Here is a 24973-nt window from a genome sequence, read left to right as displayed (position 1 = left end):
CTACGCAGGCAGGGGCGAGAGGCCCGCGCGCTCCACCAGGAGCCGGGCCAGGTACCGGTGGTGAAGGAAGAAGCTGGTGAAGTGCACGAAGCCCTGGCTGCCCCGAATGGCGTAGACCGTCACCGGCCCGGGGAGGACGTCCAGCTTGCGGATGTCCCTGAAGGAGAAGCGCCGGGTGCGCACCATGCCCCGGCAGGTGATGCCCCGGGCGTCCACTTCAATGCGGGTGCGGCCGTAGTAGGTGACGGCCACCCCGAAGAAGACGACGAAGAAGGCCGCGGACAGGAACGTCTGTAGCGGCACGCCGTCGAAGTGGAACAGCCAGGCGAAGATGCCCAGCCATAACAGGCCTGCCGCCGCCATCACGGCGGCGAGCACCCTGCGCGGGCGAAAGACCTGCTGCTGCTGCTTCCCCTCCACCGTCCGAGCGCGTCCGTCCATGCCCTTTAAAATAGTGGGCCGGACAGTCCCTCGGACCATGCCCGTCTGCTCACCAGACGAGCGGTCAGCGCAGGCGCTCGGCCTTCTGGCGGGACTCCTCTTTCAGCTCGGGTCGCACGTCGGCGGCGGTGGAGCGCGCGTAGCGCTCGTAGAGGTCGCGGGCCTCCAGGTTGCGGCCCAGCGCCCGGTACGCCTCCGCGAGTCCGTACAGCGGCGAGGCCGCGTCCGGCTCCAGCTTCAGCGCGAACTGGTAGTCCGCCGCGGCCTCCGCGTAGCGCCGCAGCCCGATGTTGGCGCTGCCCCGCGCGATGTACGCCACGGTCAGGAGCGGCTCCTGCTGAAGGGCCTGCGACAGCGTCTGGAGCGCGGGCGCGTAGGCGCGCTGGCTGATGTGCTGGACGCCCTGCTCGTAGGCGCGGCGCGCCTGGGCCCGCGTCGTGTCCGCCACCGGCCCGGAACCGGGCACCTGCCCCACGGCCTGCGGCGACGCTCCGAGTTCGCCCTGCTTCACGCGCGCGCGGGTGATGTTGTCCTGCGCGCTCTGGCGGATGGCGGCGTCCTGGGTGAGGCGCGACGCGGCCTCCCACTCCTCGATGGCGCGCGCGTAGTAGCCGAGCACCGCCAGCGCGTTGCCCAGCTTGAAGCGCGCCTCCACGTGATCCGGTGCCGCGTGCTCCGCGTCGAGGAAGGCGAAGGCGGCCTCTCGGTAGCGGCGCTCGCGCATCAGCGCGTCCCCGTCGCGGATCCGCGTGGCCGCCAGCACGGCCTGCGACGTGCGCTGGGGCTGGGACTCCACCGCGCCGGGAGGCGTGTCGGTGGCCGGGCCCGGGGCGCGCGCTGCCGGAGCGGCGGACTTCGCCTGGGGGGCCGGGGGCTGAGCGCTGGGGCCCTGGGCCCAGGCCGGCACCGCCAACGTGCCGAGCCACACCACCGCCGAGACCCCGAGCTGGAACCTGCGCGTGCGAACCATGTCCCTCTCCCGTCCTGGCCCCCGGCGGGCCAGGACCACTGCGGCCTGCGTCCTTCCTAGCTGCGGAAGGGGTTCTGCAGGAGCACCGTCTCGCCGCGGTCGGCGCCCACGGAGACACACACCACGGGCACGCCGCTGACCTCTTCCACGCGGCGCACGTAGCGCTTGGCGGCTTCCGGCAGCTCGTCGAAGGTGCGCACGCCGGCGATCTTCTCGTCCCAGCCGGGCAGCGACTCGTAGATGGGCTTCACGCGCGCCAGGTCCTCGTAGTCACCGGGCAGCTCGGTGACGCGCTGGCCGTCCAGTTCGTACGCGTTGCAGATGCTGAGCGTCTTGATGCCGCTGAGCACGTCCAGCTTGGTGAGCGCCAGGCCCCACAGGCCGTTGACGCGCACCGCGTAGCGCAGCACCACGCCGTCCAGCCAGCCGCAGCGGCGCGGGCGGCCCGTGGTGGCGCCGAACTCGTCGCCCACCTTGCGCAGCCGGTCTCCCAGCTCGTCGCTGAGCTCCGTGGGGAACGGGCCTCCGCCGACGCGCGTGGTGTACGCCTTGCTGATGCCCATCACCTTGTCGATGGCCGTGGGCCCCAGGCCCGAGCCCACCGCGGCGTTGCCCGCCACGCAGTTGGAGCTGGTGACGAACGGATAGGTGCCGTGGTCCACGTCCAGCAGCGTGCCCTGCGCGCCCTCGAAGAGGATGCGGGCGCCGCGGCGGACCTGCTCGGAGAGGAAGAGGGACACGTCGTGCACGTAGGGGCGCAGCCGCTCGCCCAGGGCGGTGAACTCCGCCAGCACCTGCGGCGTCTCCAGCCGAGGCACGTCCACGCCCGCCTGGGCGCAGAGGTCCTTCAGCTCCTCCAGCGCGGCCGGCAGGCGCTCGTCGATGCGGCGGCGCAGACGCTCCGGGTGGAGCAGGTCGCGCACGCGGATGCCCCGGCGGGCGACCTTGTCCTCGTACGCCGGACCAATGCCCCGCCCCGTGGTGCCGATGGCGCTGCCACCGCGCGCCTTCTCACGGAAGCTGTCCAGCAGCTTGTGCCACGGGAAGATGACGTGGGCGTTGTCGGAGATGAGCAGTTGGGCGTCATCCTTGAGGAAGCCGCGCGGCTTGAGCGCGTCGATCTCCCCGACGAGGACGGCGGGATCCACCACCACTCCGTTGCCAATGACACACGTCTTGCCCGGGTGAAGGATGCCGGACGGAATCAGGTGCAGGACGGTCTTCTGCCCACCCACCACCAGCGTGTGCCCCGCGTTGTTGCCGCCCTGGAAACGGACGACCACCTGGGCATGCTCGGTGAGAAGGTCGACGACCTTGCCCTTCCCCTCATCTCCCCACTGCGCTCCGATGACGACGACGTTCGGCATGGTGCCCGCCGCTTAGCACGCGGGAGGGGCCGGGTGACAGTGTTCCGCGAAGCCGCAGTGAAGGGCCTGGCAGGCCGCCCTGTCCCACCCCGGCCATGCCCGGGACATTTCGGCCTGGACAAGCGCTCGGACGCCCTCGGCCAGCCGGCGCACCGCCCCGGCGTCAGCGGATCCGGCCGGGAGGAATTCCGGCTCTGGGGAGGCGTCACCCATGAAGGCCACGCCCACCCGCACCGGCACTCCGTCACGCACCATCCGCGCGGACGCCAGGGCCAGGGCCGTCAGCTCGTGGACACACGCGGCCGGGCCCAAGGGGTGGCGAGCGCCCGGGCGAAGGAGCACCGCCACGGCCTCGCCGTCCGGCGACTCCCAGAGCAGATCCACCGCGCCCTCCACGCTGGCGCCGTCATCCAGGTCCAGCACGAAGTCCAGCCCCCGGTGGATGGTGGACGCGGGCACCGCCGCGAGCTGGCGGGCGAACGTCGTGTCCAGGAAGCGCTCCACGGTGGCGAGCACGCCACCCAGGTCGCCCTCGTCCGGATCCCGGCCCGCGCTCCGCAGCAGGTTCTCCAGGTGCGCGCGCCGCTCGGAGGCCTCCACGTCCGAGCCCGCGAGCGACAGGTCCACTTCGCGTAACAGCCGTGTGACGAGCTGGTCCGGACGCTCCACGGGCAGCCAGCCGTCGGGCTCCACGAAGAGGGGCGCGGCGCGCACGGGGGCCTCCCACGGTTCGGATCCGACGGCGAGCCCCAGCCGGTGGAGCTGGTGGTAGCGGCGAGGACAGGTGAGGAAGTCCTGGACCGCGCGCACGGAGGCGACCGCCGGGGTGTCGGTGAACACTTCGGCACCGGCGCCAGAGGCTTCGACCGACATGCGCTCCAGCGCGGACTCCAGGCGGATCCGCGCCTGTTCGAGCTGCTCCTCCGTGGGCGGCTCCGGATCCGAGGGCGGCGGCAACTGCTCCACGTCCACGTCGTTGGCGAGCGCCCGCAGGTCCGGATCCGCGTCCAGCCGCCGGTCCACACGGTGCCACCACGTGTCGGTGCCCGCGCGCTTCTCCTCGCCGCCGGACAGCACGAGCAGGTCCTTGGCGCGCGTGAGGGCCACGTAGAGCAGGCGCAGGTATTCGGCGTCCTCGCGGGCCTTCAGCTCGGCGCGAACGGCCTCGAAGCGTTCGGAGGTGAAGGTGTCCAGCGAGTCCGGCATCCACGGCCGCAGGGCCAGTCCGAAGGAGCGCTCGAAGTACGCCCGAGCGGACGTGGTGCGGCGGCGTCCGCCCATCCCGGGCACGATGACCACCGGCCACTCCAGGCCCTTGGCACGGTGGATGGTGAGCAGTTGCACGGCGCGAGGGTCACCCTCGTCCAGCAGGTCCGCCTGGGCCTCGTTGGGGTCGGAGTCCGCCAGCTGGCGCAGCTCACGCGCGAAGGCCACGCAGCCTCCCGTGCCGCGCTCGTCCCTGCGCGCCGCCAGCGACAGGAGCTTCTCCACGTTCGCGCTCGCCTGCTCCGCGTAGGGAGAGCCCGCCAGCGCTTCGCGGTAGCCGGTCGCGTCCAGCGCGGCCTGCAGGAGGGCATGCACGCCCAGCCGATCCCTCTCGCGCCGCAGCACGGGGATGAGTTCCAGGAAGCGCGCGAGCCGCGACTGCTCGCGCGCGGACATGGCTGCGCGGACCTCTTCATCCACCAACCGGGATGAGCCGAGCGACAGCGGCAGGTCCCCCGCGAGCCGGAACAGCGACGCGTCCGACAGGCCGACCAGCGGCGAGCGCAGCACCGCGGCGAACGCCAGCGCGTCGTCCGCGTCCGCGAGCAGCGCCAGCAACGAGGCGAGGTCGCGCACCTCCTGCGCCCCGTAGAAACCGCGGCCTCGCAGCACCCGGTGCGGCACGCCATGGCGGATCAACGCCTGCCGGTACTCCTCCAGGTGCGTGAAGGTCCGGAAGAGCATGGCCACGTCGCCGCCGCGCGCGGGACGCAGGCCCTTCTTGTCCTCCGCCATCACCACCGGCGGAGCACCCGGCGCGAGCATCACCCGCAGCCTGCGGGCCACCGCGTCCGCTTCGTACTCGCGCAGCTCCGGGGCGGTGTCGGCCTCCGGCAGGGTGAGCCGCTCCACCACGGGCCCATCCGCCAGGTCCGGGCGCGTGGGCGACAGGTCGTCGGTCTCGGGTTCGTAGACGACCTCGAAGGGACGGGGCGTCGACTCCTTCGCCACGAGCAGCCCGGCGAACGCGCGGTTGAAGAAGGACAGGACACCGGGCAGCGAGCGGTAGTTGTTCTGGAGGAAGCCGCGCATGCCGCCCTCGGCGTCAATCTTGTCCGCGAGGACCTTGAACACGGACACGTCCGCGCCACGGAACTCGTAGATGGACTGCTTGCGGTCACCCACCGCGCACAGGAATGCGGGCTCCAGGGGCAGCGCGGCCACGAGGTCCGCGTCCGGCGTCAGCTCGCGTGGGCCGCCTTCGCGCTTCTCCGACAGGAGCAGCACCAGCTCCAATTGCAACCGGTTGGTGTCCTGGAACTCGTCCACCAGTAGCGCGCCCTGCCGCTCATGCACCTGCTGCCGGAACTCCGGATGGTCGCGAAGCAGGTCGCGCGCCTTCACCAGCAATGAGGTGAAGTCGAACACATTGCGCCGGGTCAGCTCCGCGTCGTGCCGCTCCTCCACCTGGGTCAACAGGTCGCGGAAGGACGCCTCGAAGGGTGCCGTGCGCCAGGCGGCGTAGGCATCCTCCAGCCGCCGCACGGAGCCGTCGCTCTTGCCCTTCACCCGCCAGAGCAGCTCCTTCAAACACGCGCCCGCGCCCTTGCGCAGGTTGGCCAGGTTGCGCGGCTCCGACAGCAGCACATTGCGCAGCGTCGGGAAGTGGGCCGGCTGCATGAACGTGTCCGGCGTCATGCCCTTCAACGCGGGCTCGCACGCGGACAGGAGGTTGCTCCACTCGCCCTTGGTGTCCTGGGAGCGGGCGTCCAGACAGAGGCGGCGGCAATCGTCGATGAGGGCTTCGAGCTGCGCCTTGTCCGCCACGCCGTCGCCCACGCGCGCCGTGGCGGCCTTGAGGCCCTCTTCGCGCAGCGTGCCGTAGACGTCCATCAGCGCGGCCACGAGCCCGTCGGAGAAGCCGGAGCCGGAGAAGCCCAGCTCCGCGCACAGCTCGCGCACGCGTGCGTCGCCGCCCTCCAGCGCGTCCAGGACGACGCGTTCGGTGACGTCCTCCAGCAGGCCCGAGGCCTCCAGTTCGTCGAGCACCTCGAAGGCGGGATCAATGCCCACCGCGGGCGGCGCGCGGCGCAGGAGCTGACCGCAGAGCGAGTGGAACGTGCCCACCGTCGCGGCGCCCAGCTCCTCGCGCACCTTGCGCCACGCGTCCTGCGTGGGGAACGGGCGCTCCAGCCTCGCGAGCGACGCGCGCAGGTCCTTCTCCGCGTCGAGCGGGACGTCCCCCTGGGCCAGCGCGTCCAGGCGCTCGCGGACGCGCTTGCGCATTTCGGCGGCGGCCTTGTCCGTGAACGTGAGCATGCACAGCCGGGAGGGACGCAGCGGCTCCGCCTGCCGCGCTCCCGCGAACAGGTGCAGCGTCATCGTGACCAGGCTGTACGTCTTGCCCGCGCCTGCACCCGCCATCAGGGCCAGGTTCTTCTCCAGCGCGAGCATGTGGGGCGCGGTGTCGCTCATCCGCTCCCCTCGTCCGAGATGCGGCGCTCGGTGATGCGGCACACCGCGCGGTAGCCGCACTTGCCGCAGTCATTGGGCCGCGCCGGAAAGTCGCCCTTGCGCAGCTGGCGCACCAGGGATTCCACCGCGTTGGGCAGGTTGAGTCCGGCGGCGTCCGCCACGCGCTGACGCACCTCCGGGTCGGTGGACAGCAGGTCCTCCAGCTCCGCGGGCGGCATCACGGAGGACAGGTGGATGGCGTCACCCGTGCGCAGCGAGAACCACGCCGCGTTGCGCGCGCCCACGTGGCCGGCCTCGCGCGCGGCGTAGAGGTACAGCGGGAGCTGGAAGTCCGAACGCAGCAGGTTCTCCTTCAGCGTGCGCTTGTCCAGGCGGCCCGTCTTGTAGTCGATGACGCCCACTTCCACACCGGCCGTGTCCAGCCGGTCGATTTGCCCCTCGAAGACGATGGCGTCCTCCGCCACCATCAGCTTCACGTCGCTCCAGCGCTTGTCCTCTGCGGCGGGGCCGAAGCGCAACTCGAAGCCTTCGGGCACCAGCGGATCGAACGGCAGGCCATGCCGAGGATCCGTCAGGATGCGCCGGGCCATGGCCTGGGCCTTCTCGCCCGCGAGCTTCCACAGCTCGTGGTGGCCCACGTGGTACAGCTCCGCGAAGTGCCGGCTGGCCTTCTTGACCGCCTTCTCCAGCACCTCCTCGGGGATGTCCTCCGGCGCCTGGCCCAGGAGCTTCTTCTCCTTGAGCGCCTTGAAGACCTCCTCCATCACGCGATGCCAGAAGGTGCCTCGGCCCCGAGCGTCGAACTCCTCGTTGGCGACCACGGGCTCGGCCACCTTCAGGCCGTACGCGATGAAGCCCTGGAAGCCGCAGTTGCCGAACTTCGACAGGGCGCTCGCGGACAGCGGGCGCTCCAGGCCGAAGTGGAACGTGTCGCGCAGCTTCTGCTCCAGTTGGGGGCCCTGCACTCCGCCGGTGAACTCGCCGGGCAGTTCGTCCTCGCGGCCGAAGAAGCGCAGGCGCGCGGCCTCCATGTGGGCCAGCTCTCGGGCGCTGCGAAACCAATCGTCCGTGCCGAAGCGGTCCTTGAGCACCTGTCCCGCGGGGTCCGGTTCCGTAACACGCAACGAAGGGAACGACAGGCCCGCCAGCGCCTCCAGCGCCACGGTGCGCCGCAGCTCCGGCAGCGTGAGCACTTCGTCCAGCGGCAGCACCGGAGGCAGCGTGCGAGTGGACCACTTGTGGCCGGTGAGCCGGCGCACCTCTTCCAGGAACGCGGAGGGCACCTGCTCCTGTCCGCCCGAGGCCTTCACCGCGAACGACAGGCTCAACGAGCCTTCCGCCGCCGCGAGCGCGCTGGCGAAGAGCAGCCGATCTTCCGTGAGGCGCCAGGGCGCCCGGTCGTCGAACTCGCCGCCGGTGAGGCGGAACACGTCCCGGGTCAGGTGCTGGTTGAGCGCCACGCGCTCCGCGTCTCCGAGGAGCGGCGACGGCGGGTCTCGTCCGGGGAGCCGGCCTTCGGTGAGCCCGGCGACGAAGAGATGCCGGAAGGTGCGGCCTGGAACCTCCGACAGGTCCAGCACCTCCACCGCGCCCGTGGACGAGCCTCGCGCGGGCAGGTGCACATCGCGCAGCGCGTCCGCCAACCACCGGCCCAGCACGCGCCGGGTGATGCGGGGACCTCCGCCCACGGCGCGCAACGAGCGCAGCAGCGCTTCCATCCGTTGACGGAACGCCGCGAGCGCCGCGTCGTCCCGGGCCCTCGCGTCCTCGATGCGCGCGCCCAGGGACCCGGCCTCGCGAGCCTCCAGGGGCCCCGCGGAGTCCAGCAGGCCCAGCCGCTCCACGACCTTCCACCACGCGGCGAGTGCCTCCGCGGCGGGGGCCTCCTGGGGGATGTGGCGGCATTCATCGATGAGCCGCATCACGCGGTCGCGCAGCGCGCGCACGGCCATCACCTTGACCGTGTCCTCCTTGTGCTTGCCGCCCTGCGCGGCCATCCGGCGCGCGAGCCCCTCCAGGCGAACGTCGTAGGCGCCCTTCCCTCGCGTGGCGCCCAGGCGGTCGTCGCGCGCGGCGGCGAGCGCGAAGAGGGTCGCGGGTGCATCCGGCCCGCCGCGCGACAGCGAGGGCACGTAGCGGCTGGAGACGAGCTCCGCCACGCGTTCGGCCGGGAAGCCGTCCTCCATCAACACCGGCAGCTCCAGCGCCAGCCGCACCGGCCCCGCGAGCGCGAGTGGTTCACCCCACGGCAAACGCACCGGTACGCCCAGGTCGCCCAGGGCCTCCGCGAGCCAGCCCGCCTCCGGGCCCAGGTCCCGGTACGCGATGGCGATGTCGCCCGGCGCGCTGCCCGCGTCGATGAGGCGGCGCACGTCGCGGGCCACCACGCGGGCCTCCTCGCGCGCGTTCGTCGCGTTCCACACGGACAGCCCGTCCACCGCGCCCTTCAGCACGTCGCGAGCGGCGCGGGGCGAGAACAGGTGCCGGCCCAGGTCGGTGAAGGGGCGGCCCTCGAAGGTGACGTCCGCCTTGAAGAGGTCCACGTGGGGCATGGTCTCGCCCCGGTTCTCGAAGGCGCGGAACAGCGCAGCGAGCGCCGCGTCAGCCACCGGCGAGCCGCCCACCGGCGTCTCCACGCGCAGCGACACGCGCCGGGCCTCGCACGCCGCAGCGAGCCCCATCAGCAGCTCCAGCTTCGACGGGCGCACGTCGTAGACGCCGTGGAGCACCAGCGCCGTCACCCCGTCCCAGCCCGAGGGCCACGCGCCCCGGTCCAGCGCCTCGCGAGCCCCGCGGAGCACGTCCTCGCGGTCCGCGAGCCCCAGCTCCGCCAGCCGCTGTTCGTACAGGTGATAGAGCCGGGCGAGGACCCGCGCGCGGGTGCGGCGCTCCGGAGGCAGCACCTCCGCGGCGTCCTGGAGTTCGCGAGGAGAGAGCCGGCCCGCCTTCAGGTCCAGCAGCACGTCCGCCGCGGCGCGGGCGAAGGCGGGCTCGCGCACGTAGTCGCCGAACGGCGTGGGGCCGAGCGTGGCGCCCAGGCCCGCCACCACGGCGCGGACGGTCATCGCGGGACAGGGCCGCCGGTTGAGCTCGCGCGCCCCACCCAGCGCGTGGACGAAGTCGTCCCAAGTGAGCAGGTGGGTCCCCACGGAGATGCCCCGCGCACGCCGCTCCGACCGCAGGGCAGCCTGGCGGCGCGCGGCATCGGGGAAGACGTGGAGTGTGCGGCCAGGACGGGGCATGCGGGGCGAGGACTCTAGAACGGCCAGGGGCGCCGTTTTCATGCTCCTTTCTGCGCATTCCCACACCCTGGCCCGTTGTCCGCTCGCCTGCCGCCCTCGGAACCCGGGAAGTCCAAGGACGCAAGCCTTTCCGCCCGACCCGGGACAGCTCCGTCCAGGCTGGAGGCGCCCAGGTCTTCAACCTGTCCGGCAGTCGGGCAGGGTCTGGACCACGGCAGCGGGTGCCAGGACGAGAAACCCATTGGTCCGTTGGACAGTTCTGGAGCCCCACCACCACAGGCCCCCCGGCGCTGCGAAAACCTGTCGGACCGACGGACAGGTGCTGGAACGCAGCGGCTGGCACCACAGCACTGCGAAACCCCGTCGGATCGTCGAAGCCGAGCAAGCTCACGCTGACTGGTGCTGGCGTCACGGCGCCGCGAAAATCTGTCCGACAGTCGGACCAGGCTGGCCCACCGGGGCTGGCGTCACGGCGCCACGAAACCTGCCGGACCGTCGGACAGGTTCTGAAACACCGGGGCTGGCGTCACGGCGCCGCAAAACCTGCCGGACCGTCGGACAGGTTCTGGAACGCTGCGGTTGGCGCCGCGCTGCAGCTGGGAGCTGCCCGACAAGCCGCCGTGGTCGTCAGGGCGTCATGCTCCGCAGGCGATTCAACGCGCGGAGAGGAAGTCCTCCACCTCACGGGCGAGCAGCGCGGGTGCGGAGACATGGGCCACGTGGCCCTGTCCCGGTAGCACTCGGAGCGATGCGTGCGGGAGGACTTTCGCCAGGGCATGAGCAGGGTCCGCGAGAAACACCTGGGGACTCTGGTATCTCAGGAGCACGAGGGTGGAGGTGTCAACGGCGCGGAAGCGCTCCACGCCCATGGGGAGGTCCACCACCGCGCCGATTTCGCGCAGGAAGGTCTCCCTCATGCCGAGCTGCTTCGCCCACTGCGGCATCTGACGGAAGGCGTCGAGTTGCTCCGGCGTGAGCATCCGGAAGATGTGGTGCTGCGCGACCACGAGCGCCGCGTCCGGGCCCCAAGCGCTTCATCCTCTGCGCCTCTCGCGCCTGCCTCCAGGCACACGGCACGCCGCGCTCGCTCGACGCGCTCCAGGAACACGACTGCATCGAACACGACTGCATCCGCTACCGCTTCGTGTTCACCGGCCGCGTGGAGTCCTGGGCCTTGCGCCAACCCGGGGGCGACTCCTCGCCGCGCATCCCGGAGACCTTCGTCTTCAACAACAGCGAGGCCGTCACCCACGCAGCCCGGGCGGGCTTCGGTATCGCCCAGTTCGAGGAGCTGAGGATCCGCCCGGAGCTGGACGCCGGCACGCTGCGCCCCTTCCTCCGCGAGCACTCCCTGGAACGCGGCGCGCTGTGGCTGGTGTGGCCCCAGGCCCGGCGCACTCCGCCAAAGGTGAAGGCCCTGGGCGACTTCCTGGCGCGGCTCGTCGAAGAGTCCGAGGCCGGGGCGTGCTGAGCCCGCACCACCCGGATTGCGGGAAAAGGGCGGAGCGCCCTTATGCTCCGCCGCCCCATGCTTGCTTCCTACCGGACCCTCGCCACCTTCTGCCTGCTCGTGCTGGCGCCGCTGACCCCGGCCGCCGCACAGGACACCTCCGACGCGCCGCGCGCGCTGCGCTTCAACTGGACGCGCGACGGCATCATCACCGGCACCGCGGGCGTGCTGTGGATCTCCAGCGAGTCGGTGTTCAAGGACAACCTGGCCCCGGCACAGTGCCGCTGGTGTGACCGTGCTCCGGACGGCACCGACCGGCTCAACCGCCTGGACCGCTGGGGCCGAGGCATCGCGGGCAACTCGGAAGCGTCCCGCAAGCGAGCGGACACCTGGAGCAACATCATCGGGTTCGCGGGCCTGCCACTGGGCCTTCTGGGCACCCAGTACGCCGTGGGGCGCAGCAGCGGCGCATCCACGGAGTTCTTCGCCCAGGACGCCACCATCATGGTGCAGAGCGCCGTCCTCGCCTCCGTCGCCAACCAGGCGGTGAAGTTCGCCGTGGGCCGCGAGCGTCCCTTCGTCCACGTCCTCCCGGAGGCGGAAAAGGGCCTCACCGCGCACCCCACCGACAACAATCTGTCCTTCTACAGTGGCCACACCAACCTGGCCTTCGCCCTGGCCGTGTCCGCCGGCACCGTCGCCACGATGCGCGGCTACAAGCACCAGGCCGTCGTCTGGGGCGTGGGCCTGCCGCTCGCCGCCTCCGTGGGCCTCTTGCGCATGGGCGCGGACAAGCACTACCTGTCCGACGTGATCACCGGCGCCGTGCTGGGCACCGCGTTCGGCGTCGCCGTGCCCCTGCTCCTGCACGGCCGCGTGGATGACACCCCGCCCACCACCGCACGGGCATCCTCGGTGTCACTCAACCCGATGGTCGGGACGCAGATGGTGGGCCTGTCCGGAGCGTTCTAGCCACGCTCCGCCAGAAGTTCACGAATACATCCTGCGCGGCGGCAACGCGCGGGCGGATGAGTCCTCGGTCCATCAGAGCATGCGCGCCTCTTCAGGGGTCCGCGCAGAGCCTCATGAGACAGCGAGCATGAAGGGCTGTCATCGCTCACGAAGCAGGAGGGCCTGGGGAATGGGCCATGGACCGCCAGAAGCGTACGGCCCAGCGCCCCAGCGAAGCCCAGGGGTCCATGAAGCGTCTCGCCCACGTTGCGACACGCCCCGCGGAGGATTCAGCGGGAACCAGTAGGTCGAGCCTCGGGCTGATGGAGGCTTCCTCCGAAGGCGAAGCGCCAAAACATCTCTGACGGTCGGCCAGGTTCCCCCAGGCTGCGCCCACCCCGTCCCGCCCTGCGTGCTCCCCACCGGCCTCACAGGGGGCAAGCCCCGGCGCGGATGAGACCACCCACTGCACGCTGTCCGGCTCCACAAGGAGGGCCTGCGCATCGAGGCAAGGTGCAATCCCAATTCGCCCGGTGCCCTCAGCGAGGGTCGTGAGGCAGCAGAAGCCATGAGCATCAACGCTTGGGCATACTTCCAGCGCCTCGGCCGGCTCGATGGTTGGCGTGGGACCTCCGATGCCACAACACTCCCCACAGGGGCGTGCCTCCGGCACATCATCCTGCTCGGCGGCGGACGCGACGCATTCGGCGCCACTCGCCTCAATGCAAGGACATGCCTCCAACGCTTCGTCTTGCGTGGTGGATGACGCGGGGGCGCTGGGGCAACGCGCCTCAACGCAAGGGCGTTCCGCCGGAGCTTCCTTCAGCCCGTTGGCTGACGCAGGCGCACCAGCGAAGCCTTCTTGAGTGAGGTGGGCGTCGGGGGATGCAGGTTCTTGGGGCGCAGGGGCGAATGCGTTCAGCACGCGCTCATCGCGCGCCTTCAGCAGTGCTGGCAACTCATGCTGAAGCGCCTGCATGTCGCGCTCGCTCAGAATCGCCATCACGCGGAAGGCCCACTCGCGCAGCGCCTCTCCGCCCATGAGCGGCAGCAACTGGGCTGCGCCTCCCAGGAAGGCCCGCTGTAGGGACTGAACGAGGAGCACGTGCCCCGGACGCGCCGCCACCCGCGCCGCATGCCGCAGCAACTCGAATTCCGCCTGCGCGCAGGTTTCCCCCGACTCCCAGCGCGCCGCGTCCTGGAGCTGGAAGCACGTGCTCCCCAGCCGGTCCAGGTCGAGGTCCGAGGCTCTCGCACAGCAGTCGGCCAGCAGCTCCACCAGCACCTGCCGCTTGAGGCTGAAGTAGCCCTCCAGAAGCCACCGGGCATCCGGGTTGCTCGCGTCATGCAGCGCCAGGCCCAGATTCTCCAGCGTCAGCGACTCATCCAACGCCACCGCGCGCGTCTTGCGTCCGGCGCGCTGCACCACCAGGCCCCGCGCCGCCAGCCGCCGCAGCGCCTCGCGGATGGTGCCCCGGCACACCTCATAGCGGCGCGCCAGCTTCGCTTCGGAGCCGAATTGCCCGCTCGGGTGCAGCCGCCCCAGCGCGATATCGCGCTCGATTTGCGCCTCCACATAGGCCACGAGTCCTCGCCGTTCCATCCCCATCCTCCTCCTCGTCCCAGCATCGCCATCCAACCACAGGGGTCTGACATGGACGTGCGGGCCCACCCTCCGAGTTGATTGCCGGGCCAGCGCGCCCCCGGGCCGCATGGGCTGAAAACCTGTCCGACAGTCGGACAGGTTTTGAGGCAACCGGGCCCGGGCGGGGACCTCTGCCCGCGCCCCCAATTTGGCGTTTGCGAGCTCATGACGTCGCGCCCCCGCCGGGCGGGAGCGGCCTCGGGCCCAAGCGGCGAAATCTGTCCCACCGTCGGACAGGTCTTGAGGGAACCGCGCCTATGCGGGCGGCTCTGATCGTGGCCCCCCTTGGTGTCCGCGCCCGCACGACGTCGTGGCCCACCGCTCCGTTCCGCGAAGCGAGCGTCTTCGGATGCATGCGGTGCGAAGCGGTCCGACTGTCGGACAGGTTTTGCGGCGACCAGCCCCAGGTGGGCGACGCTGCTCGTACACATGATTGGGTGACCGCACGCGGACGACGTTGCGGTTCGCCGCTGCTTCCGCCAGGGGCGCGGCCTCGGTTTCATTCGGCGCGAACCTGTCCGACTGTCGGACAGGTTTTGCGGAAACCGGGCCCGGGCGGGCGCATATCTCCGTGCCCCAGCTTGGGCTTCGCGCATGCGCGACGTCGCGGTCCACGGCTGATCCGTGAGGCGCGTGCCCGCTTGGGGAACTTCGGGTCGCGGCCTGGGTTGACGAACTACTGGCGCCCTCCCGGGTCACGCGTCTTCGGCGGGCGCGCACAAAGCGACACTTCGGCCCCTCGGGTCCCGGGCGCCCTCTCCTGACATGGTAGTCAATCCGTTCACCTTCGTCGGACGGGTTCCTTCCGTGCGCTCCACTGTGACTGCTTGCCTTCCGTGCGCCCCTGGGCGGTGTCCATGAGCCCGCCCCGCGTGAAGGATGCTCCGCGCGTCGAGCGCTTCGGACCGGCGCTTCCCCCTTCCACGTTCACTGGCTTCGCCGTGGCGGCGCTGGCCGTGCTCGCCATCGCACTGCTCTCCTACCGCACGCTCAAGACGCGCGCGGCCACGGGCGAGATGGTGACGCATACGCTCACCGTCGCGGCGAAGCTGGAGGAGGTGCTGTCCACCGTGAAGGACGCGGAGACCGGGCAGCGCGGCTTCCTCCTCACGGGCGCGGAGAGCTACCTCAGCCCCTACACCCTCGCGAAGAAGACACTGCCGGAGAAGCTCGCGGAGCTTCGCGGACTCATCGCCGACAGCGCCGTGCAGCAGCAGCGATTGGACCGGCTGGAGGGCGCGGTCGCGGAGAAGCTGGCGGAGCTGCAGGAGACCGTGGACCTGCAACTGCGCGGTGAGGGCCGGCAGGCCATCGCCGTAGTGAAGGAGGACCGCGGCTTCGCCGCAATGCGCACCATCCGAGCCACCGTGGAGGAAATGGAGCTGGAGGAGCGCGCGCTGCTCACGAGCCGCTACGGGGAGTTCCAGGCGTCCGCCAACCTGTCCCTCGCCGTCACCCTGAGTGGCTCCGTGCTGCTGTTCGCGCTGCTGGGCATCGCCGCGTATACCGCCGCGCGCGATTTCCGGGCTCGCGCCATCGAGTCGTGGCTCCAGACCGCCCAGGCCGAGCTCGGCATGCGCATGCAAGGCGACCAGCGCATGGACCGGCTGGGAGACAACATCCTGCGTGTCCTCGCCGACACGCTCGACGCCCAGGTGGGCGCACTCTACGTCGCGGACACGACGCACCACTTCCGCCGCGTCGCGGGCCACGCGCTTTCCCCGGACCTGGATGCGCGGCATGACACGCTGGCTCCCGGCGAAGGCCTGGCCGGACAGGCCATCAAGGACGGCCGGGCCTTCCACCTGCGCGACGTGCCCGAAGGCTACCTGCCCATCTCCTCCGGACTGGCTCGGGGCCGTCCGCGCCACGTGCTCATCGCGCCCGCCCAGGTGGACGGACAGGTCAACGCGGTCGTGGAACTGGGCTTCCTGCACCCGGTGCACCCGTCGGACCTGGAGCTGCTCCAGCAGGTGTCGGACGCCATCGGCGTCGCGGTGCGCGCCTCGATAGACCGCACCCGCCTGGAACAACTCCTGGAAGAGACGCAACGCCAGGCCGAAGAGCTCCAGGCCCAGCAGGAGGAACTGCGCGTCTCCAACGAAGAGATTGAAGAGCAGAGCCGCGTCCTCAAGGAGTCCCAGGCGCGACTTCTCAACCAGCAGGTGGAACTGGAGCAGACCAACGCGCAGTTGGAGGCCCAGGCGCGCCTTTTGGAAAACCAGCGCGACGACCTGGCCCTGGCGCAGGTCACGCTGACGGAGAAGGCCTCGGAGCTGGAGCGCACCAACCGCTACAAGAGCGAATTCCTGGCCAACATGAGCCACGAGCTGCGCACGCCGCTCAACAGCTCGCTCATCCTCGCGAAGCTGCTGGCGGACAACAAGGAGGGCAACCTCACCGCCGAACAGGTGAAGTTCGCGCAGACCATCGGATCCGCGGGCAACGACCTGCTCGCCCTCATCAATGACATCCTGGACCTGTCGCGCATCGAGGCGGGCCGGGTGGACGTGCAGCTGGAGTCCGTGGGCCTCCAGCCCTTCGTGGAGAACCTGGGCCGCACCTTCCAGCCCGTGGCCACGCAAAAGGGCCTGCGCTTCACCGCCACTATCGCGCCGGGCGTGCCCCCCACGCTGGAGACGGATCCCCAGCGGCTGGGTCAGGTGCTCAAGAACCTGCTCGCCAACGCCTTCAAGTTCACGGAGGCAGGCGAGGTGACCCTCACCGTCGCCACGGAGGGCCCGGGGCGCGTGACGTTCAGCGTGCGCGACTCGGGCATCGGCATTCCGGGCGAACTCCAGGGGCTCATCTTCGAGGCCTTCCGACAGGCCGACGGCAGCACCCACCGCAAGTACGGCGGCACCGGCCTGGGACTGTCCATCTCCCGGGACCTGGCGCGGCTGCTGGGCGGCGACGTCACCGTGCGCAGCACGACAGGCGAGGGCAGCACCTTCACCGTCACCCTCCCCCTTCGCCCGGGAACGCCCGCGCCCGCGGTTCGCGAGCCGCTCCCCGCGCCTCCCCCAGTCCCCGTCCAGCCCGTGGCCACGCCCCGCCCGATGCAAGCCCCGCCCCCCGGCCTGGAGGACGACCGCGAGCGGCTCACCTCCGGCTCGCGGGTGCTGCTGGTGGTGGAGGACGACGCCCGCTTCGCCCTCATCCTGCGCGACCTGGCGCGCGAACTGGGCTTCCAGTGCATCCTGGCCGCAACCGCCACGGATGGTCTGGAGGCCGCGCTCGGCCACGCGCCCCATGCCATCATCCTGGACATGAACCTGCCGGACCACTCCGGCCTCACGGTGTTGGATCAGCTCAAGCGCAATCCGCGCACTCGCCACATCCCGGTGCACGTGGTGTCCGCGGCGGACCCGACGCGTGAGGCACTGGAGCTGGGCGCGGTGGGCATCGCGCTCAAGCCCGTGCAGCGCGAGCAACTGCTGGACGTCTTCCGCACGCTGGAGACGAAGTCCGCGCCGGGCCCCCGCCGGGTACTGGTGCTGGAGGATGACGCCCGTCAGCGCGAGAGCATCCAGAAGCTGCTGGGGGCGGAGGACGTGGTGGTGGAGGGCGTCGCCACCGCGCACGACGCGCTCCAGCGGCTTCGCGAGCACACCTTCGACTGCATGGTGATGGACCTGCACCTTCCGGACTTGAGCGGCCAGGACTTCCTGGAGCGCATGGCCGCCGAGGAGGCTGTCTCCTTCCCTCCCGTCATCGTCTACACCGGCCACACGCTCAGCCGCGACGAGGAGCAGCAGCTGCGCCGCTTCTCACGCTCCATCATCATCAAGGGCGTGCGCTCCCCGGAGCGCCTGTTGGACGAGGTGACGCTGTTCCTGCACCAGGTGGAGTCGCGCCTGCCTCCGGAGCACCAGCGCATGCTCCAGGCCGCTCGCGACCGCGAGTCCACGCTGGAGGGCCGCCGCATCCTCGTGGTGGAGGACGACGTGCGGAACATCTTCGCCCTCTCCAGCGTGCTGGAGCCCCGGGGCGCGAAGGTGGAGATTGCCCGCAACGGCAAGGAGGCCCTGGCGCTGCTCACGAAGAGCCTGGCCCAGCCCCAGCTCGCGGTGGACCTGGTGCTGATGGACATCATGATGCCGGAGATGGATGGCCTCACCGCCACGCGCGAAATCCGCAAGCAGGAGGCCTGGCGCAAACTGCCCATCATCGCGCTCACCGCGAAGGCCATGCGCGACGACCAGGAGAAGTGCCTCCAGGCGGGCGCCAACGACTACATCGCCAAGCCGCTCGACGTGGAGAAGCTGCTGTCGCTCCTGCGCGTCTGGATGCCCAAAGGGTGAGGCCGCGCATGCTCGACGTGGCGACAAAGGAGTTCGACATCGAGCTGCGGCTGCTGCTCGAGGCGCTCTACCTGAAATACCACTACGACTTCCGCGGCTACGCGGAGTCCTCCCTCAAGCGCCGGCTGGCCCAGGCCGCCGAGCACCTCGACTGCGCCACCCTGTCCCAGCTCCAGGACCGGATGCTGCACGAACCCGCGCTGTTCCCCGTGCTGCTGGACTACCTCACCGTTCAGGTGAGCGAGCTGTTCCGCGACCCGTCCTACTTTCGCAGCCTGCGCGAGCACGTGGTGCCGGTGCTGCGCACGTATCCGTCGCTCAAGGTGTGGATCGCGGGGTGCAGCACGGGGGAGGAGGCCTGGTCGCTCGCCATCCTGCTGCGCGAGGAGGGGCTCTTGGAGCGCACGCTCATCTACGCCACGGACATCAACCCCACCGCGCTCCAGCGCGCGGAGGCCGGCGTGTACGCGGTGGACCGCATCGCGTCCTTCACCCAGAACCACCGGCTGTCCGGCGCGCGTACGTCGCTGTCGGACTACTACACCGCCGCGTACGGCGGCGCGGTGTTCGACCGGTCGCTCAAGGGCCACATCGTCTTCTCGGACCACAGCCTGGCAACCGACAGCGTCTTCGCGGAGGTGCAGCTGCTGTCGTGCCGCAATGTGCTCATCTACTTCAACCGCGAACTGCAGGAGCGCGCGCTGGGATTGTTCGCGGAATCGCTCTGTCACAAGGGGTTCCTGGGCCTGGGGGCGCGCGAGTCGCTGCGCTTCTCCTCGCACGAGTCCTCGTTCACCCCCGTCGTCCCCGAGGATAGGCTCTACCAGAAGCGATAGAGGAGGCCCCACCGCCATGCCCACTCCGCGCCCCGCTCCGCCCGCTGGCCGCGTCGACGCCATCGTCATTGGTGCGTCCGCGGGAGGGGTGGATGCCCTGACACAAATCCTGCCCGCGCTGCCCACGAACTTCCGGCCCGCGGTCCTCGTCGTCCTGCACCTGCCGCGCAAACTCCCCAGCCTGCTGCCGGAGGTCTTCACCGCCCGGTGCACGCTGCCGGTGCACGAGGCGACGGACAAGCAGCCTGTCCAGCCCGGGACCATCTCCTTCGCGCCCCCCAACTACCACCTGCTCGTGGACCGGGACGCGAAGGGGCCGTCGCTCGCGCTGTCCGCGGATGCCCCCGTCCACTTCTCCCGCCCCGCCATCGACGTGCTCTTCGAATCCGCCGCGGCCGTCTATGGCCCACGCCTGGGCGGCGTCATCCTTACGGGCGCCAACGCGGACGGGGCGCTGGGGCTCCAGGCGGTGAAACGGCGGGGCGGCGTCACAATGGTGCAGGCCCCCAACACCGCTCGCTCGCCTGCCATGCCCCAGGCGGCGGTCGCGGCCGGGCCAGTGGATTTCGTGCTGCCTCTTGAACAGATGCCCGCCGTCTTCCGGGCATGGGGAGATGGCGGTGCTATCTGACCTGTCCGTTCTCAGCAAGGAGCCCCTGCTCGTGGCTTCCCGGGTGAAGTGCCTGCTCGTCGATGACCTGGAGGAGAATCTCCTGGCGCTCTCCGCCGTGCTGCGGCGTGACGACGTGGAGGTGCACTGCGCCCGCTCCGGCGCGGAGGCACTGGAGCTGCTGTTGCGTCACGAGTTCGCGCTCGCGCTCGTGGACGTGCAGATGCCGGAGATGGACGGCTTCGAACTGGCGGAGCTGATGCGCGGCTCCGAGCGCACCCGCGACGTGCCCATCATCTTCGTCACCGCGGGCGGGGGCGACCCCTGGCGCACCTTCAAGGGCTACGAGGCCGGCGCGGTGGACTTCCTCTTCAAGCCGCTGGAGGCCCACGCGCTCCGCGGCAAGGCGGAGGTCTTCTTCCAGATGCACCGCCAGAAGCAGCAGCTGGCGCAGCAGTTGGACACGCTCGCGGAGACCCTGCGCCTCAACGAGATGTTCACCGCGGTGCTGGGCCACGACCTGAGAAATCCCCTCTCCGCCATCCTCACCGCGGCGGACCTGCTCCAACGCCGCTCGGAAGATGAGGCCGTGAAGAAGACGGCCTCGCGGATGATGACCGCCGGCAAGCGCATGGGCCGGATGATTGAAGACGTGCTGGACCTGGCGCGCGCGCGGCTGGCGGGCGGGATTCCGCTGCGCCGGGGAGAGACGGACTTCGGGCAGCTGGTGCAGCGCATGGTGCAGGAGCACCAGACGGCATGGCCCCGCCACCGCATCGAGGTGCGGCAGGACGGCGACCTCGTGGGGGACTGGGACGCGGACCGGCTGGCGCAGGTGGCCTCCAACCTCATCGGCAACGCGCTCCAGCACGGCGACGCCGCGGAGCCGGTGCGCATCCTCGTGGACGGCACGCGCGACCACGCCCTGCACTTCACCATCACCAACGTGGGCGTCATCCCCGCCCACCTGCTGCCCTTCCTCTTCGACCCGTTCCGCGGCGGCCAGCAGCGCCGGGGCCGGGGCGAGGGCCTGGGCCTGGGGCTCTATATCGTCCAGCAGATCATCCACGCGCATCAGGGCGGCGTGGAGGTGCTCTCCGGCACCGGGCCCTACACGGAGTTCCGCGTGGAGCTGCCGCGCAAGGGCATGGACGTCGTCAAGCTGTAGCGCCGTTGTCCACGGGCACGCTGCCCGGCCCGTCAGACTCCTCCAGCGGCGGCAGCGTGTGCAGCCCCCAGCGCTGTCCCGCCTGCCAGGTGGCCACGCCGGAGACGCCCCAGCCGGCGCGCTGGGCCTCGCGCCCCTCGAACTCCAGCCAGAAGACGGCGGTTTCCGGCCGCGCCGCCTGGTCCAGGCACGCCACGCGCGACAGCGTGCGCCCGTGCGAATCCAGCGCCACGGCGAAGGGCTTGTGCGAGTGGCCGCAGATCACCCACTTCGGGTGCACCGTGTCCACCAGCTTGCGCGTCACCGGGTTGCCAATCCACGGCGAGGGCAGCGGGCGCGAGGGGGCCAGGCGTTCGTCACGGGCCCTCTGCACGATGCCCCGGGGCCACTCGTGCACGAGCAACAGGTCCACGTCCCGCATCGCGGACACCTGCTCCACCTCTGGCGTGCGGAAGTAACCCGCCTGCTTCGCCGTATCCAACGACGTGGGCCGCTTCAGCGGCTGGTCGATGAAGCGCGGCGCGTGGATGCCGGACAGGTACGCCACGCGCAGGGGGCCCAGGGTGCGCAGGCCGGCGCGCCCCAGGTAGTGGACGTCCGGGGCCAGCTCGCCGCCGTCGGGCAGGTCGTGCAGCGCCTCGAAGTCCTCGTTGTTGCCGCCAATGAAGTACAGCGGCCGCTTCACGCGGCGGATGCCGTCCGCGTACTCGGCGAACTCCGCGGGCATGGCGCGCTTGGCGGCCTTGCGCCGGTGGTCGTCCGCGTGGCGGAAGGCCTCCACGTCCCCCACCGCCAGCACCAGGTCCACCCTGCGGCCACGCGCCTGCTCCAGCGCATCCAGCCACGCCTCCACGCGGTGGAAGCGGCCATGGATGTCACCCAGCGCGGCGACGAGGAGGGAGTCCTGCGGCATGTCCTTCACTCAAGGCCTCCCGCCCCTCCCTGTCGAGTCATCCGCCTCTGTCACTTTCCAGTGACGGACGTATGGCCGCCCCGGCTACGGGCAACCCAGCGGATAGGTGACCTCCACCACCGCGCCCGGGGCCGGGGCGCGCAGCCGGTCGAAGATGACAGCGTTGGCCCGCGCGTCATAGGACCAGCCGTCCGTCACGGGCAACCCGTCCACCCGGACGGCGATGGCGCCGGGGTCCTCCGGTACCTCCGACAGGGGGAAGGCGCGGTTGGGCCCGAAGGCGCTCTCCGACAGCTTCTCCAGCGACGCGGCCCAGTTGGGCGTGCAGATGCTGTCCACCACGCCGTTGAGCTTCCGGGCCAGCTCCATGTACCGGCTGCCGGAGCTGCTGGAGGTGGTGCAGGTCGTCAGGTCCTCCGGGCCCACCACGGCGTTGAAGCTCACCTTGGACGGGTCGTTCCCCTTCAGGGCCAGGAGGTAGGTCTCGTAGAAGGACACCGGCTGGGAGCTGAAGTCCTCCTCGTCCGACAACACGATGATGGCCAGCTTCGCCTCCTCGCGCAGGAAGCCGCCGTTGCCGTCGCTGGACTGGGGCGTGCGCGGATCATCCAGGTCGTAGAGCAGCGGATCCGACAGCGCTCGGTACGCCGCGTCCAGGCCCTGCTCGTTCCAGTGGCACACGCCCACGTGCGTGTTGTTGGCGAAGACGCCGGCCGCATTGGGCGTTTCCGGCGTGATGATGCGCGGGCTGGAGCCGTCCACGGGGAACAGGCGCCCGTTCTCACCGCCCAGCGCGCCGCCCGGGCACTCGGACCAGCCGCCCGGAGACGGATCCAGGCCGGTGGTGGTGACGCCGATGCGGTAGTCCACCTGCGCGGCGGTGGCCGCGGACAGGAAGGCCGAGAAGTTATCCCCCAGGCTCTGCTGCTCCTCCATCATGGAGCCCGAGTTGTCCACGACGAAGAGCACGTCCACGCGCGCCTCCGACTGCTGGACGAAGCGGTCCGTCTGGTCCGTCTTCGCCAGGCCCCGCCCCACGAGCCCTGCGTTGTAGACGGCGCCGTCCCTCAGCGTGAAGCGCACCGTCGCCGCGTCCTCGCCCTCCTCGCCGGGCGCGTACTTCGCGGTGAGCTTCACGCGCCCGCCCGCGGGAATCGTGGCCGGCAGCGCGCCGGACACGGCGAACTCCTGGCCCGGCTGCTCCAACTTCATGCCCGTCACCTTCACGTCCCCCGGACAGTCGTTGTAGGCCATGAACTCGCGGGTGCGAGGGCCGCACGCCAGCCGGCTGATGCCGAAGTCCACCGTGGTGGGCTGCACGGAGAAGCACCCCTGCACGCCCCGGCCCACCAGGTTCACCAACGGGTGGCCTCGCGTGGGGTGGCTCACCCAGCCCTCCGCGAGCCCCTGGAACTCCCCTTCACCGGACGGGCGGAAGCGCACGAGCAGCGTGGCCTTCTTGCCGGGCTCCAACACGCTGTTGGCCACCGTCGGCGCGCGGAACGCAGGGTCCGACCCCGACGCCAATTGGAGCCCCGCCAGGAAGCACGCCTGCGTGCCGGTGTTGCGCAGCGTCACCCCCAGCGCCACCTCCGAGCCCACCGGCACCTGACCGAAGTCCAGCACCGAGGGCAGCGCGTACTCGCACGGCGCGAAGGCCTTGCCCTCGCCCGCCAGCGTCACGCCGTCCGTGGCGCTGGAGGTGCGCTGGGTGGAGGTGACGGCCAACTGCCCGCTGCTCGCGCTGCCCACGCCCGCGCGAGGGCTGAAGGTGATGCCCACCTTCAGCGTGCCCCCCGGCGCCACCGGCTGACTGGAGGGCGGCTGCGCGAGCGTGAAGTAGCCCCCCGCCTGCGTGGTGAGGTGGAGCCCGGTGACGGTGGTCTCCTCGCGGCAGTGGTTGTTCACGGTGACGTCGCGCGTGGCCATCATGCCGAAGGCCACCGGCCCGAAGTCCAGGTGCGCGGGCGTCACCTCCACGCACGACGCGCCACCCTCGCCCGTCAGCGTCACCTTGGGGCCGGGCGACGTCGTCTTCGGCTTGCGCACGGACACCTCCACGCGGCCGTCGCGCACCCGGCCAGCCACCGCGGGCGTGAAGGCCACGCGCAACTCCACCACCCCGCCCGGCGCCAGCACGTCGTTGGGGAGCGCGGGCGCGCTCACCACCTTGAACACGCCGGACGGGTCCTCCAGGAGCGACGCGCCCTTGTAGCTGAGCGGCTCGGAGCCCAGGTTGCGCACGGTGATGCGCTCCTCGGCGGTGGCGCCCACCGCCACGCGGCCGAAGTCCACGCGCAGCGGCGTCACCTCCAGCGCGCCGGCCACGCCCATCCCCGTCAGCCTCACCACCGCGGGCTCGCAGCCGTCGCACACGGCGACGTGCAGCTCCGCCTCCCCGTTGCCCAGCCGCACCGGGCTGAAGGCCACCGGCACCTTGCGCGTCTCATGCGGCGCCAGCGTGGACGGCATCCCCGCGCCGGCGGAGAACTCGTCCTTGTCCGCGCCCTCCACCGACAACACCAGCGGGCTCTCCACGTCGGAGGGGTTGCGCACCGTCACCTCGCGCATCTCCACCAGCCCCAGGTTCACGTTGCCGAAGTCGAGCGCTGACTCCGGCACCTCCACCAGCGCCTTCACGCCGCGCCCGCTGATGGGCACCTGCGTCGCCGCGCCGCCGGACGCGTCCGTGAACAGCTCCAGTTGCCCCTGCACCGCGCCCTCCACGTCGGGGGTGAAGCGCACTTCCAGCTCGTGCTCCGCGCCGGCCGTCAGCGTGAAGGGCTCGAACACGGGGACGCTGACGTTGGGCAGCGACGAGCGCGCTCCCTCCACGCGGTACGACGCGCGCCCCTGGTTCGCCAGCCGCAGCGTCATCGTCTTGGTGCGCCCCACGGCGGCGGGGCCGAACTCCAGGAGCTCCGGGCGTGCAGCGAAGCCCGTGCGTGCCTGCTGTGAAGTGGGCCGCTCACACGCCGTCGCCGCCGCCACCAACGCCAACACCAGCCATCGGAGTCCACGCATACAGAGTCCCCCATTTCCTACGCACGGCACCGGTGTCCCCCCACACAGCACTGCGCGTGGATCCGGTCGTCGTAGAAAGGTGCAACCCTGGTGCCTGGGCGTCCCAACGAGGCGCCGTCACGCCGCCAACACGGCAAACGGGCGCCCACGCTGGGGAACGGCATTTAACGGGTAAAGCAGGAGATTCCACGTTTCGTGGAAGCGACTGCAAAAGCTTCACAAACGGTCGATGCCACACCGACCCCTGACCCTCGGGGGCCGTGCGATTTCCAGAGGGGACGAGTGGCGCGCGCAGGACGGCCGCGTGCCCGTTTGGCGGTGGGGATGCGGGCGGCGGTTTCGCGTGTTTCCGCTGAACCTCTCCGGTAGTG

The 24973-nt window shown here is 70.9% G+C and carries 15 protein-coding genes; 6 read left to right on the top strand and 9 right to left on the bottom strand.

Features of this window, described 5'->3' with window-relative positions; all coding sequences use genetic code 11:
* The 6 genes from D7Y04_RS30745 to D7Y04_RS30720 all read right to left on the bottom strand — a co-directional run bounded on the left by D7Y04_RS30745 (position 1) and on the right by D7Y04_RS30720 (position 10708).
* A complete protein-coding gene (locus D7Y04_RS30745) occupies positions 1-441 on the bottom strand; it encodes a PH domain-containing protein (protein WP_120581395.1) in 441 nt (146 codons plus the stop codon).
* A gap of 64 nt (positions 442-505) precedes the next feature.
* Positions 506-1411 (bottom strand): lipopolysaccharide assembly protein LapB, encoded by a 906-nt coding sequence (locus D7Y04_RS30740; protein WP_120598905.1) that lies wholly within the window; start codon positions 1409-1411, stop codon positions 506-508.
* 56 nt (positions 1412-1467) lie between these two features.
* Positions 1468-2778 (bottom strand): adenylosuccinate synthase, encoded by a 1311-nt coding sequence (locus D7Y04_RS30735; protein ID WP_120598904.1) that lies wholly within the window; start codon positions 2776-2778, stop codon positions 1468-1470.
* A gap of 12 nt (positions 2779-2790) precedes the next feature.
* On the bottom strand, positions 2791-6459 hold the full coding sequence (locus D7Y04_RS30730) for a UvrD-helicase domain-containing protein (RefSeq protein ID WP_121761596.1): 3669 nt from the start codon (positions 6457-6459) through the stop codon (positions 2791-2793).
* Positions 6456-9701 carry a PD-(D/E)XK nuclease family protein gene (locus tag D7Y04_RS30725; RefSeq protein ID WP_121761595.1) on the bottom strand — a complete coding sequence of 1082 codons (3246 nt, stop codon included), beginning with the start codon at positions 9699-9701 and terminating at the stop codon, positions 6456-6458. Before D7Y04_RS30725 ends, D7Y04_RS30730 begins: the two co-directional genes overlap by 4 nt.
* A 653-nt stretch (positions 9702-10354) precedes the next feature.
* Complete coding sequence (locus D7Y04_RS30720) at positions 10355-10708, bottom strand: alpha/beta fold hydrolase (protein ID WP_120598901.1); 354 nt, start codon at positions 10706-10708, stop codon at positions 10355-10357.
* A gap of 29 nt (positions 10709-10737) precedes the next feature.
* On the opposite strand from D7Y04_RS30720, the gene D7Y04_RS30715 reads away from it, so the two are divergent.
* Both D7Y04_RS30715 and D7Y04_RS30710 read left to right on the top strand, forming a co-directional pair.
* Positions 10738-11172: a LysR substrate-binding domain-containing protein gene (locus tag D7Y04_RS30715; RefSeq protein ID WP_120598900.1), complete on the top strand. Its 435-nt coding sequence runs from the start codon at positions 10738-10740 to the stop codon at positions 11170-11172.
* Positions 11173-11229: 57 nt separating this feature from the next.
* Positions 11230-12123 carry a phosphatase PAP2 family protein gene (locus tag D7Y04_RS30710; protein ID WP_120598906.1) on the top strand — a complete coding sequence of 298 codons (894 nt, stop codon included), beginning with the start codon at positions 11230-11232 and terminating at the stop codon, positions 12121-12123.
* A 145-nt stretch (positions 12124-12268) separates the two neighbouring features.
* Here the strand turns inward: D7Y04_RS30710 and D7Y04_RS45905 are convergent, their stop codons facing one another.
* Entirely contained in the window at positions 12269-13711 is a 1443-nt protein-coding gene (locus tag D7Y04_RS45905) for a GntR family transcriptional regulator (RefSeq protein WP_233601646.1), read from the bottom strand.
* 893 nt (positions 13712-14604) lie between these two features.
* Here D7Y04_RS45905 and D7Y04_RS30700 point away from each other — a divergent pair.
* The 4 genes from D7Y04_RS30700 to D7Y04_RS30685 are packed head-to-tail and all read left to right on the top strand — an operon-like array spanning position 14605 to position 20665.
* A complete protein-coding gene (locus tag D7Y04_RS30700; protein WP_121761682.1) occupies positions 14605-18051 on the top strand; it encodes a response regulator in 3447 nt (1148 codons plus the stop codon).
* A complete protein-coding gene (locus D7Y04_RS30695; RefSeq protein WP_233601645.1) occupies positions 18048-18887 on the top strand; it encodes a protein-glutamate O-methyltransferase CheR in 840 nt (279 codons plus the stop codon). The genes D7Y04_RS30700 and D7Y04_RS30695 overlap by 4 nt, the downstream gene beginning before the upstream one ends.
* Positions 18888-18903: 16 nt before the next feature.
* Positions 18904-19518 (top strand): chemotaxis protein CheB, encoded by a 615-nt coding sequence (locus D7Y04_RS30690; RefSeq protein WP_121761593.1) that lies wholly within the window; start codon positions 18904-18906, stop codon positions 19516-19518.
* A 31-nt stretch (positions 19519-19549) separates the two neighbouring features.
* On the top strand, positions 19550-20665 hold the full coding sequence (locus D7Y04_RS30685) for a hybrid sensor histidine kinase/response regulator (protein WP_199749758.1): 1116 nt from the start codon (positions 19550-19552) through the stop codon (positions 20663-20665).
* Here D7Y04_RS30685 and D7Y04_RS30680 read toward each other — a convergent pair.
* Together D7Y04_RS30680 and D7Y04_RS30675 are read right to left on the bottom strand one after the other, a co-directional pair.
* Positions 20655-21578: a metallophosphoesterase gene (locus D7Y04_RS30680; RefSeq protein ID WP_121761680.1), complete on the bottom strand. Its 924-nt coding sequence runs from the start codon at positions 21576-21578 to the stop codon at positions 20655-20657. The two genes, D7Y04_RS30685 and D7Y04_RS30680, sit on opposite strands and share 11 nt — an antisense overlap.
* Before the next feature lie 84 nt (positions 21579-21662).
* Positions 21663-24602 (bottom strand): choice-of-anchor D domain-containing protein, encoded by a 2940-nt coding sequence (locus tag D7Y04_RS30675; protein WP_121761592.1) that lies wholly within the window; start codon positions 24600-24602, stop codon positions 21663-21665.
* Between the last annotated feature and the right edge of the window lie 371 nt (positions 24603-24973).

Origin of the sequence: Corallococcus sp. AB038B (assembly GCF_003668955.1) — a bacterium.
Classification (GTDB): Bacteria; Myxococcota; Myxococcia; order Myxococcales; family Myxococcaceae; genus Corallococcus; species Corallococcus exiguus.
The sequence above is the reverse complement of the archived record's forward strand: the minus strand, read 5'-3'. Positions and strand labels throughout refer to the sequence as shown.